This is a genomic window from Neobacillus sp. GCM10027624, assembly GCF_042675345.1.
In the GTDB taxonomy this organism is placed as follows: Bacteria; Bacillota; Bacilli; order Bacillales; family Cytobacillaceae; genus Neobacillus; species Neobacillus cucumis_D.
Genome location: NZ_JBHTHD010000005.1, coordinates 42336 through 57132 on the forward strand (window position 1 = coordinate 42336; position 14797 = coordinate 57132).

The 14797-nt window shown below is 37.6% G+C and carries 10 protein-coding genes; 7 read left to right on the forward strand and 3 right to left on the reverse strand.

Features of this window, described 5'->3' with window-relative positions; all coding sequences use genetic code 11:
* Window positions 1–248: 248 nt before the first annotated feature.
* Window positions 249–1313: a YvdQ family spore coat protein gene (locus ACFQZ9_RS10025; protein ID WP_498943651.1), complete on the forward strand. Its 1065-nt coding sequence runs from the start codon at window positions 249–251 to the stop codon at window positions 1311–1313.
* Between the two features lie 239 nt (window positions 1314–1552).
* Here the strand turns inward: ACFQZ9_RS10025 and pdxR are convergent, their stop codons facing one another.
* Entirely contained in the window at window positions 1553–3004 is a 1452-nt protein-coding gene (gene pdxR, locus ACFQZ9_RS10030; protein WP_498943652.1) for a MocR-like pyridoxine biosynthesis transcription factor PdxR, read from the reverse strand.
* Window positions 3005–3133: 129 nt separating this feature from the next.
* On the opposite strand from pdxR, the gene ACFQZ9_RS10035 reads away from it, so the two are divergent.
* Complete coding sequence (locus ACFQZ9_RS10035) at window positions 3134–3745, forward strand: LysE/ArgO family amino acid transporter (protein WP_498943653.1); 612 nt, start codon at window positions 3134–3136, stop codon at window positions 3743–3745.
* A 126-nt stretch (window positions 3746–3871) separates the two neighbouring features.
* Here ACFQZ9_RS10035 and kimA read toward each other — a convergent pair whose 3' ends face one another.
* A complete protein-coding gene (kimA, locus tag ACFQZ9_RS10040; protein ID WP_498943654.1) occupies window positions 3872–5698 on the reverse strand; it encodes an APC family permease in 1827 nt (608 codons plus the stop codon).
* Between the two features lie 354 nt (window positions 5699–6052).
* Between kimA and ACFQZ9_RS10045 the strand changes: the two genes are divergently transcribed.
* Window positions 6053–8938: a right-handed parallel beta-helix repeat-containing protein gene (locus ACFQZ9_RS10045; protein ID WP_498943655.1), complete on the forward strand. Its 2886-nt coding sequence runs from the start codon at window positions 6053–6055 to the stop codon at window positions 8936–8938.
* Window positions 8939–9021: 83 nt separating this feature from the next.
* Here the strand turns inward: ACFQZ9_RS10045 and ACFQZ9_RS10050 are convergent, their stop codons facing one another.
* Window positions 9022–10062 carry an NAD(P)-dependent alcohol dehydrogenase gene (locus tag ACFQZ9_RS10050; RefSeq protein ID WP_498943656.1) on the reverse strand — a complete coding sequence of 347 codons (1041 nt, stop codon included), beginning with the start codon at window positions 10060–10062 and terminating at the stop codon, window positions 9022–9024.
* A 267-nt stretch (window positions 10063–10329) separates the two neighbouring features.
* On the opposite strand from ACFQZ9_RS10050, the gene ACFQZ9_RS10055 reads away from it, so the two are divergent.
* The 4 genes from ACFQZ9_RS10055 (at window position 10330) to ACFQZ9_RS10070 (ending at window position 14795) form a co-directional block, all read left to right on the forward strand.
* A complete protein-coding gene (locus tag ACFQZ9_RS10055) occupies window positions 10330–10746 on the forward strand; it encodes a MerR family transcriptional regulator (RefSeq protein ID WP_498943657.1) in 417 nt (138 codons plus the stop codon).
* A 161-nt stretch (window positions 10747–10907) separates the two neighbouring features.
* On the forward strand, window positions 10908–12083 hold the full coding sequence (locus ACFQZ9_RS10060; RefSeq protein WP_498943658.1) for an MFS transporter: 1176 nt from the start codon (window positions 10908–10910) through the stop codon (window positions 12081–12083).
* A gap of 1278 nt (window positions 12084–13361) precedes the next feature.
* A complete protein-coding gene (locus ACFQZ9_RS10065) occupies window positions 13362–13760 on the forward strand; it encodes a DoxX family protein (RefSeq protein WP_198313296.1) in 399 nt (132 codons plus the stop codon).
* 66 nt (window positions 13761–13826) lie between these two features.
* Entirely contained in the window at window positions 13827–14795 is a 969-nt protein-coding gene (locus ACFQZ9_RS10070) for a ring-cleaving dioxygenase (protein WP_198313295.1), read from the forward strand.
* Window positions 14796–14797 lie beyond the last annotated feature (2 nt).

Below are 14797 nucleotides of genomic sequence, written 5' to 3' on the forward strand. Positions count from 1 at the left end.
ACACTTATAAATATAATATAACAGTATCTGAATTTTGTAAAAATTATCTTTTATCACTGCTTCTCTTTTGTGATCCTAGCCTCTTCAAAATTGCTTCATGAAACAAATTCAAACTTTAACTTATAATGGTAATTTTCTTGACCAATGTTGCAGATGAATAGGTAGAACAAAAAAATGCAGCAATTTTGGAAGGAATTAAATTATTTTCAAATGGTTATCCTAAGCGAAAAGACGAGGGGAGATTGGTTATGGCCACGGATAAGGAATTAAATCCAATGACTGTGATGAAACCACAAGATTTAAGTTTACATACAATAGGTGAAGACCAACCTTTAACGACTTTTGAAATAGGTAAGCTTTGGGCTACCTATATGGGAAACAGTATGTCCATTCAAATCCTAGGTTATTTTCTTCAACATTGCGATGATGAAGATATTCGGTTGCTATTGGAAAATGGTTTAGCCTTATCAAGAGATTTCATAGAGAGGATAGAAGGATTTTTTAACAATGAAAATTTCCCTATACCAAAAGGATTTACTAAAGAGGATGTAAATCTCGGTGCCCCTCGTTTATACGAAGATGAATTTTACGCTCATTATTTAAAATATGCTGCTAAGGCAGGTATGAGCCTTTACGCAGTAGCAGTTCCATTGATTATGCGGGAGGATATAAGAGAGTTCTTTATATATTGTAATCAGTGTGCTACCGTCCTTTTAGGGCAAATTAATAATGTTTTAATGAAAAAAAGGCTCATTGCAAAACCTCCGATCATTCCAATTCCAAAAGGGATTGATAAAATTGATAATCAAAGTTACAGTTATGGTTTTATGGGAGATGTCCGGCCATTACAGGCATTGGAAATCATTCATCTTTGGGATAACATTGAGAATAACACAACAAGTAAGGCGTTATTATTGGGGTTCTATCAGATCGTGAAGGATGAAAAGATAAAGGCTTTGTTTAAAAGAGGTTTGAACATGACGGAAAAAGCGGTAAAGCAGTATAAGGAAAAACTTCATATTGAACAAATTGATTCACCTGCGTACTTGGATCATTTGGTTACAACATCTTCATATCCTCCTTTTTCAGATAAAATAATGCTGTTTCATAAAGTTGATATGTTCGCAATGAAGATAAGGGCGTTCGGAAATTCACTGGCAGTAACTGCAAGAAGAGATATAAATATGTTATATATAAGAACACTTGTAAACATTGGCTTATTTGTGGACGACGGCTTGAATATCTTAATTGATAAAGGATGGTTGGAATCACCTCCAAAAGCGTTTGACAGGGATAGCTTGAACAAGTCCTAATTGAAAACTGGGCAAAAAAAGATTTTAGAAAAGGAATAGAACAATTTGGTGAACAGTAAAGAAGCGTTGTTATGGAGTATTGCACTTCCAGGCTTCGATCAATTTCTAAATGGTAAACCTTTATAACAGGGGACGGTCGCCCTCTTAATTGCTTCGATGATAAGATAAAGCCCAATTTTGGTAAAAACAGAATAGGGCTTTTTACCTTTCATTATCCATTCTTTTCAAATAACAGTAACTTATGAAATTAATCTTTTTATAATAGTGGATAACCGTCGCAGCCCATCTTCTAAATCTAAAAGTGAAGCAAAAGAATAAGAAATCCGCAGATATTGTTCAGATTGGTGATCATACACATTCCCTGGATTCAGTAAGATGCCTTCTAAAAGTGCCATTTCGAATAATTTTCGGATCGAGATCGATGGGATCAAACGGACCCATATATAAAATCCTCCTTTTGGTTTTTCCCAAACTGCTAGATCAGAAAAATATTTATTCAAAGTAGTTAGGGTAAAATCTCTTCGTATTTTCAATTCTTTTCTTACATCATTAAGATGTTGAACATAAAGTCCGCTAGAAAACCACTCCGCGGCAGCCCACTGAGATAATGAACTAGAACCATAATCGGTTTGCATTTTAATATCTGCTAAATGGTCCACAACGGGTTCTGGGCCAACGATCCAACCAATTCGGAGACCGGGACTTAACGATTTTGATAAACTTCCCAAATAAAGGACAAGCCCATTTTTGTCCAACGCCTTGATTGGCATCGGAGGTTTTTCATCTAACCATAATTCCCGATATACATCATCTTCGATTAATGGTAACCGCTCTTGTTGACAGATCTCTAACAATTTATGGCGTCTTTCCTCTGTCATTAAAGTCCCGGTTGGATTGTGAAAAGAAGGAATGGTATAAAGTAAAGCTGCTTTATGTTGTTTTTTATATTGAGATATGTATTTGGTTCTAATACCTTCCCGATCCATTGGGGTTCCAACTAATTGCATTCCCGCTGACTGGAAGACATTTAATGAATGAAGATAGGAAGGCTTTTCGGTTAACACTGTAGAACCCTTATGCAGTAAACCAACACTAATGAGCTGTAAGGCCTGCAAAGCACCTGATACGATTAAAATAGAAGAAGGAGAAGTTGGAATCCCCATTGTTTTTAAATAGCTGGCCAATTGTTCCCTTAATGGCAGCAACCCCTTTGGTTCTTCATAACCATAAGAAATTTCTTTTCTAGACAATTGATTAAAAATTTTTTTCATTAGTGTGGTGGGTATTAGGGATGGCGATAATTCCCCGGTTCCCAAGCGGATGATATTAGGATAGAATTCAGCTCGATTGATTTCCTTAATCGTTGGCAGGTTTGGCTGATGAATACCCACATTCACGTATGAGTTCCAGTCTGGGGGAGGAGTGGTGGCTAAAAGATTCCAAGTGTTATTGACTACTCTCGTTCCGCTACCGCTTTTTCCTTCAATAAGTCCCTCTGCGATTAATTCATCATAAGCCGCTACCACTGTACTTCGATTTACTTCCAAAGTTTTCGCTAAGGTACGTTGGGGAGGAAGCTTAAATCCGATCGTCCACTCGCCATTTGATATTTTTTCTTTTATAAAATCTGTTATTTGTATATGTAATGGTACAGATGATGATTTATTTGGTTTCCAGTCGATTGTAAACATAGGTATCGCTCCTTTCTATACATGATTATATAACTTGGTTGGGTTGGATGCCATCCAATTGGATGGAGACATGAACACCGTTTCTAACTAAAATAGGTTTAGGTTATAGAAAGAAAGGAAGAAGATTTGATGTTTGAACCATTTATTCATGGATTTATACTTGCAATAGGACTGATCCTGCCACTCGGTGTCCAAAACGTTTTTATTTTTAATCAAGGAGTCTTGCAGCCTCGTTTTGTGAAAGTATTACCAGCCGTCATTACCGCTTCCTTGTGTGATACTTTTTTAATCTTGGTGGCTGTTTTGGGAGTTTCATTACTTATTTTTGGTTCAGTATGGATGAAGACCATTTTAATTGGCGGAGGTTTTGTTTTTTTAGTTTATATGGGATGGACCACCTGGACTAGTAAACCAGGTAATCGAAAGGAAGAGATCGAGAAGAAGTTTTCTTTGAAAAAACAAATCTTATTTGCCGCATCTGTTTCCTTACTGAACCCACACGCCATTATGGACACGATGGGTGTGATTGGAACGAGTTCATTAAGCTACCATGGGGAAGAAAAAGTATTCTTTACATTTGCGTGTATTTTGGTTTCATGGATTTGGTTTTTCGGGCTTTCGCTATTTGGGAGAATAAGTGGAAAACTCGATAAATCTGGAAACTTCATATTGGTATTAAATAAAATATCAGCCTTGGTTATGTGGGGGGCGGCCATTTATCTTGTGCTGACATTGTTTTAAACTAGTGAAAGAGATTGGGGTTCCAATCTCTTTCATTTTAATTAAAGCTTATATAACAAAAATAGCTGATTTTGGGCCAAGTGGATCAGACAAGGTAGATGAAAAAACTGTTTGATTTTTACGTTTTTATTTCTTTAATCGATAAGGTACTGTTGAAACGATAACATTTTTTTGGTAAATGAGATAAATCCTTAACATTAAACTTGATTGATTATGCAATATATCATGCCATCTTCTCTTTGTGATAAATTGTGGAATCAGAACGGTAAGTGTGAAATTCTTTTCTTCAGATTTTTCCTTAGCTAAATCGATAAAGCGTTCTAACGGTCTAAGTAAACTCCTGTATGAAGTATATAAGGTAACCAGACGAATATCAGGTTGCCATTCTTTCCACTTTTCCTCGATTTGTTTTTCACGTTCACGGTCAAAAGCTACGTAGACTGCAATAACGGTGTCTCCTATTAGTTTGGCATAGTTTAAGGAGTTTTCAACTACTGTTGTGATCCCTCCAATTGGCACAATCACAACATTGCCTTCTAACTTCAAAGGCTGTTCATCTGACATAATCCTAAGTTGCTCTCCTACTGCATCATAATGCTTTTTAATTTGATGGCATAAAAATACAATAATCGGCAAGAAAATTAGGATATACCAGACATGAGAAAACTTTGTGAGAAAGAATATGAGCACGACAGTGAAGGTAATTAACGCACCAATCAAATTAATAAACATTTTAAATAACCAACCAGTAGGTTTCTCTCTTACCCATTTCACAATCATCCCTGTTTGTGAAAGCGTAAAAGGAATAAACACACCGACTGCGTATAAGGGAATTAATTGTTCGGTTTCTCCTTTGAAGATGATAATCAACAATATAGATGCAACGCCAAGAGTAATAATACCGTTCGAATACCCCAGCCGATCCCCACGATTTAGAAACATTCTAGGCATGTATTTATCCATTGCAAAGTTAACTGCTAACATAGGAAAAGCCGAAAATCCAGTATTCGCCGCAAGAACCAAAATGAGGGCGGTAGTGCCTTGAACAAAGTAATATAAGAAATTTCTCCCGAAAAGTTTTGCTGCCATCTGGGATACAACGGTTTCCTTATTATTGGGAGTTATTCCAAGCCAATAGGCTAAAAACATAATACCAGAGAAAAGGATGGCTAAAATGATTCCCATCAAAACCAAGGTATGGACAGCGTTTTTTGCTTCTGGTTCTTTAAAATTAGGAACTGCATTAGAAACAGCTTCAACACCAGTAAGTGCCGAGCATCCTGATGAAAATGCCCTTAATAAAAAAAAGAGGCTAATTCCAGGAACGGCAGTACCAATGGGTGAATGTGAATTTGTGTTGATTTGACCACTTGAGATATTCCAAATTCCCACTCCAATGAGAATCACTAATGCTAAAACAAATAAATATACGGGGTACGCTAGTATGGAAGCTGACTCCGTAATACCCCTTAGATTCAAAATGGTAATTAAAACTACTAGAAAAGAAGCAATTATAACATTAATCGGATGCAGTTGTGGGAAAGCTGATGTTATGGCATCGGTTCCAGCTGAAACGCTCACAGCAACTGTTAAAATATAATCCACTAATAATGAGCTGCCAGCGATGAGGCCGACATTTTTGCCTAAATTATTTTTAGATACAACATAGGCTCCTCCGCCGTGGGGATAAGCATAAATAATTTGTCGGTATGAAAGAATTAAGGCTGCTAAAAGAATCAATACGCCGATTCCAATTGGGACTGAGTACCAGAATGCAATAAGACCTAGAGTTGATAACACAATTAAAATTTGTTCTGGTCCATAGGCAACTGAAGAGAGGGCATCTGAAGAAAGAATAGCAAGGGCTTTTAATATGCCTAATCTTTGTTCACCTAAAGCACTGGATTTTAATGGTTTTCCAATAAGAGCCCGCTTAAACAATGAATAACGCATAAACGCAACCTCCGAGAGAAAATAGCTTGATTTCATATTTTATTTATTTGTTATGAGATTATACTACCCACTTAAATCATTTATAAATCTTTGAGTTTGTTTTAAAAAGGAGCTTAACTTATTTATTCGATTAACGATGCCGGTTGGTTGGAGGAGATCAATTTGATTTGAACTAAAGAGGTGACAGTATAAAATAGTCAAAGAGATTGGGATTCCAATCTCTTTCATTTTTATTGAAGCAAACCAATTTAAGGAAGTATAGGAGTATTTTACTTTTAAATAGAAAAAAAGTAGGATATGATTCTTATAGTCTATTAAATGAATACATATATCTTCTATGAAAGGAAGTTCAGAATGCGTCCTCTTGTTTTTCATATTTTCACATGCCTGGCGGTTTTGGGCATTGTTTTTTCCATGGGTGGAAAAGTTGCTGCGGAAGAAAATACAGTTACGCTAAATGTAGCTGATTTTGGGGCAAATGGATCAGATGAGGTAGATGATACCGACCTAATTCAGGAAGCGCTTGATGCAAATAAAGATGATGGTACACAAACGACCATTGTAGTCCCGGACGGTACCTATTTAATCACTAAAACTCTCAAAATCAATTCTAATACTCATTTACTTTTATCCGAAAAAGCAGTGATCGTAAGGAATAAAACCTTTGGTCCGATGTTACGGAATGCAAATCGTGCACCTGGTTATACAGGCAACGAAAACATCGTAATCGAGGGAGGCACTTGGGATGGGAACGCAATAAAATTTCCTGCAAAAGATAATATGGGTTTTGATAACCTTGAATTTGGCCATGCAAATAACATTACAATCCAAAAGACCAATGTTATTAACAATTTTGGAGCGCATGCCATTGAATTTGCAGGTGTTAAAAATGGGCAGGTACTAAACAGTTCTATCTCGGGCTACTATGAATCAGGTAGCCACAAAAAGAAGGAAGCCATTCAGCTTGATATTACACATGATAATATTGTTACGCCCTTTTTCGGGGCCGTGAATTATAACGATGACACACCTTGTCAAAACATAACCGTGCAAGGAAATACAATCGAAAACTATTCAAGGGGTGTTGGGAGTCATACCACAGTAAAAGGGATCTATCCTCAAAACATTGTGATTCAAAATAACACTTTTAAAAATTTAACAGATGAAGCCATTGATGCACTCAACTATAAGGATCTTACAATCAAAGATAATATATTTGAAGATGTCGGTTCAGGTGTGGAATTTACCACACAAACTGCCAATGGAGCCTATGAACCTAATGATACCGCTATTCCCATAAAAATAGAGGATCAATTTTCTATTAAAATTACAGGAAATCTTATTACAAAAACCCATACAACAACCCCAAGCCAAATTGGCAACGGGATAATATTATCTGGGACCATTGATTACCCAATTAAAGATGTTACGGTCCAGAACAATACGATCAGCGACTGCGATGAGAATGGTATCTTTTTAAATTTTACAAGTAATGCCTCTGTCCTAGACAACACAGTAAAAAATTCTAAAAAATATGGGATGGCTATATTTAGGGCTTCTGAGCAAAACATACTAGCCAATAATAGTATCACTAATTCTGGTAAAAACGGGATTCGATTATATGGAACAGCAGAAACCTCCGTTCAGAACACACAGCTCGCAAATAATAAGATCAATAAAAGTACCTCGAATGGTATCTATCTAGAACATGCCAAAAATAACGCAATATCTAAGAATACCGTTGCTAATTCAGGTGAACATGGGTTATATCTAAATAAAACTTCAACTGGGAATACGGTAGATTTTAATACGATTGCTTCTAGTAGCAAAAATGGGATCACTCTTAATGATCACTCCACCGCTAATGTCTTGAATAATACCATCAATTCAAGCAAAACAGACGGAATTAGTCTTAGCTCCTACGCGAGTTCAAGCATGGTAAAAGGAAATGTGATCAAGGATAGTGGACAAAGCGGGATTTCGATTTTATCAAAATCATCTTTGAACACTTTAGATAATAACACCATTACAAGCAGCTCTAAAAGTCTGAGCAGTGGACGGTATGGCGTTTGGATTAGTGACAGTTCAAACAATAATACAATTAAGAATAACAAAATTAACAATTCTCAGGAAAAAGCGATCTTTTTAAATGGAACAGCGAATAACCAAATGATCTCGAATACAGTTACACAAGATCGTTCCCATTCCAATAAGGCGGATGGCATATACTTGGATCGGGCAAATGGTGATGTATTAACTGATAATAACATTACATCCCCTGGTGGATCAGCTATTTCTATCAATAATTATTCACAAAATGTTAAAGTGAACAATAATCAAGTGAACTATCCAAAATTGCAAGGGATTCAAGTGGCAAATCATTCAGTTGCTGATATGACAGGAAATAAAATTAATAGTTCAGGACAAAATGGTATAGCTATTAGTAAATATTCAACAGGAAATTCGGTTAAGGATAATACGATTTCTGCAAGCAGTAAAAATGGAGTTTTCATTTATGACCACTCGAAAATTTTAATTCAGGAAAATAATATTAGTAATAGTAAGGAAAATGGGATTAGTATCAGCTCGTATTCTAATTCCAGCAAGTTAATAAAAAACAACGTTAAAGATAGTCGGAAAACCGGGATATCCATTAGTTCAAATTCAATCCTAAATACGGTTGACGATAATGATATTTTAAGGAGCATCCAATATGGAATTGCTGTTAGTGGCGGTTCCGGTAGAAATGTTATCAAGAATAATACAATTAACAGTTCTTTAAAAGGTATTGGGTTAGTGGGAACGAAGACAAAACAAGTAAAAGCGAATACTATCTCTAGCAATACAATTAAATCTAGCAAAGTGAACGGGATTTACTTGGCATACGCAAGTGGAAATAAAATTTTAAAAAATAAAATATACTCATCAGGGAGTTCTGGGATTGCAATTAAGTATTATTCAACAAAAAACACAGTAGACCGAAACAAACTGGATAGGTCAAAAAAACACGGCATCCAAGTGTATTCCCATTCTTCTGCATCCATTACAAAAAATAACATTTATCGTTCATCTGAAAACGGGGTGTCCATCAGTTTCTATTCTAATCACAGTACAGTATCGTCAAACACGATCAAGTATAGCGGGAAATATGGAATTGCCCTATCAAGCCATTCAAGCTCAAACAAGATTGGAAAAAATACAATTGTAAGTTGTAAAAAGGGCAAAATATACAAGGGTTAAAGCTAAAATGACCAGAGGGAAGGTTCCTCTGGTCATTTTGTTTAAAGTCTCGACTTACCATTAGAATTTATCATTTTCGCATCTCACATTGTACTAATGTCAATCACGAATCGATACTTGACATCCGAAGCTAAGACACGTTCGTAGGCTTCGTCAATTTGGTCGGCTGAAATGACTTCGATTTTAGGAGCAATGTTATGTTCTGCACAGAAGTCTAACATCTCCTGAGTCTCGCGGATGCCTCCGATCATTGAACCTGCAAAAGAGCGGCGATGACCGATTAAATTAAATACGTTTAATGACAAAGGTTCTGCTGGAGCACCAACGTTTACCAGAGTGCCATCAAGATTGAGCAAACCTAAATAGGCATCCAAATTAATCTTCGCACTTACTGTGTTAATCATTAAGTCAAAGGTTCCAGCAAGTTTCTCGAATGTTTCTGGGTCACTTGTTGCATAGTAATTGTCTGCGCCTAATGCCAGACCATCGTCCTTTTTCTTCAATGTTTGAGATAGAACAGTTACCTCGGCACCCATGGCATGTGCAATTTGGACAGCCATATGACCAAGACCGCCCATACCTATAACCGCTACTTTCTTACCTGGACCGGCTCCCCAATGGTTTAGAGGTGAATATGTAGTAATACCGGCACAAAGTAATGGTGCTGCAGCGTCAAACCCAATGCTGTCAGGAATTCTGACTACGAAGTCCTCTGTTACGACTATGTGGGTAGAATAGCCACCTTGAGTAGGCTCGCCGTATTTGTCCACCCCAGCGTAGGTAGGGACATTTCCTTTGAGACAGTATTGCTCTTCACCTTTACGGCAGTTTTCACAATCGCCACAGGAGTCAACCATACATCCGACCCCAACCCGGTCACCGACCTTGTACTTCGAGACTTCAGTTCCTACATCTGTGACAATTCCCGCAATCTCGTGTCCAGGGACGAGTGGATAGTTCACGGGACCCCATTCGCCATGAGCAGTATGGATATCAGAATGGCAGATGCCGGCATATTTAATTTCAATTAGAACATCATGCAAATCAAGATCGCGTCTTTTAATTTCAGCCACTCGAAACGGTTTGTCTGGACCATCGACAGCTCGTGCTTTAGCAGTTATCATGAATAAAACCTCCAATAATTTTTTTCAAGAGAATGCGCTTGTTCCGGGTATAATTGGATAATTTCCCCTTGATTCATTTCTTTCTTTTTTCTCTTGCAAAAACTAGAATAATCCCTATAGTTAACTCTAGGTCAAGTGATAAGATTATAAGCAGAAATACACAAAATAATTTAATTAAGCTTTGACATCTTGCATACAGCATGATAGCATGCTAACGAAACATAGAGTTAACTCGAAATCTAGATCGTAAAGAATTGGAGATAGATAATGAAGACATATTCAATCAGCGAAGTTGCAAAAGAATTGAATCTTACTGTATATACCCTGCGTTACTACGACAAGGAGGGACTTATGCCTTTTGTAGAACGGACAGCCAGTGGAACACGATTGTTTAAAGAATCCGATATCAGCGCTTTAAAAGTAATTGAATGTTTGAAGTCCACCGGGATGCCTATTAAGGAAATTAAAAATTTCATTGATTGGTGTTCTGAGGGGGATTCAACCTTGCAACAAAGATATGAAATGTTTCTGGAGCGAAAAGCGAATGTAGAAGCACAAATGGAAGAACTAAAAAAAACAATGGAAGTCATCGAGCATAAATGTTTATACTATAGGACTGCATTGGATGCCGGAACGGAAGATATTCATAAAAATGATAAAATAGAGGTTTCCAGTACTAATTAACAGAGTAGAGCCACTAGTATTTCATACATGTCTATATGAAGTACTGGTGGCTCTGTTTGTCAAAAAATGTTTTATAAAATTTCTCCTTGATTTAGAGTTAACTCTAACATTTATACTTACTCCTGTAATGAATGCTTATTATAATTAGAGGAGTTGTTTTTTTGACTAAACGAAATAGTTTGTTGATTTTCATATTAACTATAGGCGTATTCGGAATCTTAAATACCGAAATGGGGGTTATTGGGTTATTGCCCTCCATTGCTGATCACTTTGATGTCAGCATATCAAAAGCAGCATTGCTTGTGAGTCTTTTTGCACTTACTATTGCTGTATCTGGACCAACGATGCCGTTATTGTTTTCCGGGATCAATCGGAAGAGGGTCATGTTACTTGTATTAGGTGTTTTCGTTTTGGGAAACATTGTATCCACCTTTACATCTAACTTTACGATTCTACTAATTGCGCGGATCATTCCAGCTTTTTTTCATCCAATTTATTGTTCTTTGGCATTTACAGTAGCTGCTTCCTTTGTAAGTAAAGAAGAGGCTCCAAAAGCTGTTTCAAAAGTGTTTATAGGAGTATCTGCTGGTATGGTAGCCGGCGTACCGATCGCAAGTTTTATTGATAGTGCTGTTTCGTATGAAATGGCGATGGCATTCTTTGCTATTGTGAATATTGTTGTATTGATTGCTACATTGATTTTTGTACCAACGATGCCTGTTAAAGAAAGACTTTCTTATGGTACACAACTTTCCGTATTGAAAAAACCTATTATATGGCTTTCGATTGTTACGGTCATTTTGTTAAACTCAGCAATCTTTGGCGTTTATAGTTTTCTTGCTGAATATCTGAAAACTGTAACGAATATGTCGCCGAATACCATAAGTTTAACGTTATTCATCTTTGGTGGAGCCAATATTATTGGAAACATTGTTGCAGGAAAGTTGCTTACGCATAGTGCGACAAAATCTATATTATCTTTTCCTGTGTTATTGGGGGCTGTTTACATCATTTTTTTCTTCGCAGGACAGCTCACGATACCTATGGCAATGATAACTTTAATTTGGGGAATCTTGGCTGGTGGAATAATGGCAAATATTAATCAGTATTTGATTGCGTCTTCAGCTCCCGAAGCGCCTGATTTTGCCAATGGCTTATTTATATCAGCTTGTAACGTAGGGACAACATTGGGTGCAGCTGTAGGCGGGTTATTTATATCAGGAATGGGTACACAATACGTCGTATTGGTCGGAATCCTATCCTTGATCCTAAGTTTGGTAACTATATTAATTAGAAACTACATGTTTACTCCTGCTCAACAACTTTCTAGCATTTAGATCAAAAAGGGAAAAGGAAAGCTCCTGCATTGTCCGCACGAGCAGGATTTAGATCAAAAAGGGAAAAGGAAAGCTCCTGCATTGCCCGCACGAGCAGGATTTAGATCAAAAAGGGAAAAGGAAAGCTCCTGCATTGCCCGCGCGAGCAGCATTTAGGTCAAAAAGGGAAAAGGAAAGCTCCTGCATTGTCCGCACGAGCAGGATTTAGATCAAAAAGGGAAAAGGAAAGCTCCTGCATTGCCCGCACGAGCAGGATTTAGATCAAAAAGGGAAAAGGAAAGCTCCTGCATTGCCCGCGCGAGCAGGATTTAGATCAAAAAGGGAAAAGGAAAGCTCCTGCATTGCCCGCACGAGCAGGATTTAGATCAAAAAGGGAAAAGGAAAGCTCCTGCATTGCCCGCGCGAGCAGGATTTAGATCAAAAAGGGAAAAGGAAAGCTCCTGCATTGCCCGCACGAGCAGGATTTAGATCAAAAAGGGAAAAGGAAAGCTCCTGCATTGCCCGCGCGAGCAGGATTTAGATCAAAAAGGGAAAAGGAAAGCTCCTGCATTGCCCGCACGAGCAGGATTTAGATCAAAAAGGGAAAAGGAAAGCTCCTGCATTGCCCGCGCGAGCAGGATTTAGATCAAAAAGGGAAAAGGAAAGCTCCTTCATTGCCCGCGCGAGCAGGATTTAGATCAAAAAGGGAAAAGGAAAGCTCCTGCATTGCCCGCGCGAGCAGCATTTAGGTCAAAAAGGGAAAAGGAAAGCTCCTGCATTGCCCGCGCGAGCAGGATTTAGATCAAAAAGGGAAAAGGAAAGCTCCTGCATTGCCCGCACGAGCAGGATTTAGATCAAAAAGGGAAAAGGAAAGCTCCTTCATTGCCCGCGCGAGCAGCTAGGAATATTCTTTAAGGGGATACTTGTTCATAATTGAATAGAAAGAACAGTGATCCGGTTCATTCTAATAAAATTAGCTTAATGATAAAAAGATATTCACTTCACTCACCATAGGAGGATTCCGCCGCCTATGGTGTTTTTTTTATCAACAATGAATAATATTAGAGCCTTAAAATAAAGTTATTGACAAAAAAATTTATAAGTATTATTATTATCTCATATTCAAGATAATTAAATTCAAGATTTATTAAGGGGGGATGAAATTACTGAAGGGGAAATGCAATAATTTGCCCTTGCTGATATTCATGCAAACATCTAAACCAATTTATGATTGAATAAACGCAATTTTTTTTAGAATAATATCTCGAATTCGAGATAAAATACAAGGAGGATTTAAAGATGATAAATATTGGATTATTAATCATTCGTCTGGTAATTGGCGTATTGTTCATTGGACATGGTGCTCAGAAATTGTTTGGTTGGTTCGGTGGCTATGGATTGAAAGGAACCGGTGGATGGTTTGAATCCATTGGCATGAAGCCGGGGGTAACCATGGCTCTATTTGCAGGATTAGCAGAACTTGTTGGAGGAATATTGTTTGCTTTAGGACTATTAACACCACTTGCAGGAATTATGATTGCGGGAACAATGGTAATGGCGATCGCGAAAGTGCATGGTGCAAACGGAATATGGGCAACCTCAAATGGTTATGAGTATAACTTAACTTTGCTTGCAGTGGCAATCGGTATAGCTTTAATGGGTCCTGGCCAATATGCTTTAGATGCATTTTTATTCTAAAGTACTTTTACTCATTATAAGCGAACAAAAGAACATAATTAATCTTTTGACAGGAGTGATTAGGAGATGGAACTCTTAGGACTACATCATGTATCAATATTAACAGGAAAAGCGGAAAAAAATTATGAATTTTATACAAAAATTTTAGGAATGAGATTGGTAAAGAAAACCGTTAATCAAGATAATACAGAATCCTATCATCTTTTCTATGCTGACGCGGAAGGAACCCCAGGGACTGACGTGACGTTCTTTGACATTCCTCATCTTGGAAAAACATACAGGGGAACATCAGATATTTCTACTGTATCACTAAGGGTGAAAAATTCGGATTCATTGTTATTTTGGAAAGATCGTTTTAAACAATACGAGGTTGAACATGATGATATTCAAAAAAGAGCAAATCGTGATACATTGGCTTTCAGAGATTTCGAGGGGACTCGTTTAATCCTTGTAGCCGATAACGATGAAAAAGGTGTGCGAGCAGGGGTTCCTTGGCAAAGGGATGACATTCCATTGGAACATGCCATCATTGGTTTAGGACCTGTAACTCTTACAGTCTCCATTGCAGAACCAACGATTGGTGTTTTAACAGAAGTAATGGGTTTTCGATTTGTCGGTTCCTATCCATCACTTGAGGGGGATTATCCTGATATCTTGATTTATGCAACGGGCGAAGGCGGCAGTGGTGCGGAAGTTCATATTGAAACAAGGACCGATTTGCCAAGAGTTCGCTTAGGTCGCGGAGGTGTTCACCATGTTGCCTTTCGTGTTCCGAATGAGGAAGAATATGAACAATGGGCAGAGCGTTTAAAAGAGTACCGGTTACCGAATTCAGGGAAAGTGGAACGTTATTACTTTAAGGCCTTGTATTTCAGGGAACCAAACGGTATTTTGTTTGAATTATCAACGGATAAACCGGGATTTGCGACAGACGAACCAATGGAAACAATGGGAGAAGCACTGGCACTTCCACCATTTTTGGAACCAAAACGAAAAGAAATCGAAGAAAAATTACGTCCATTAATTTTAAATTAAAT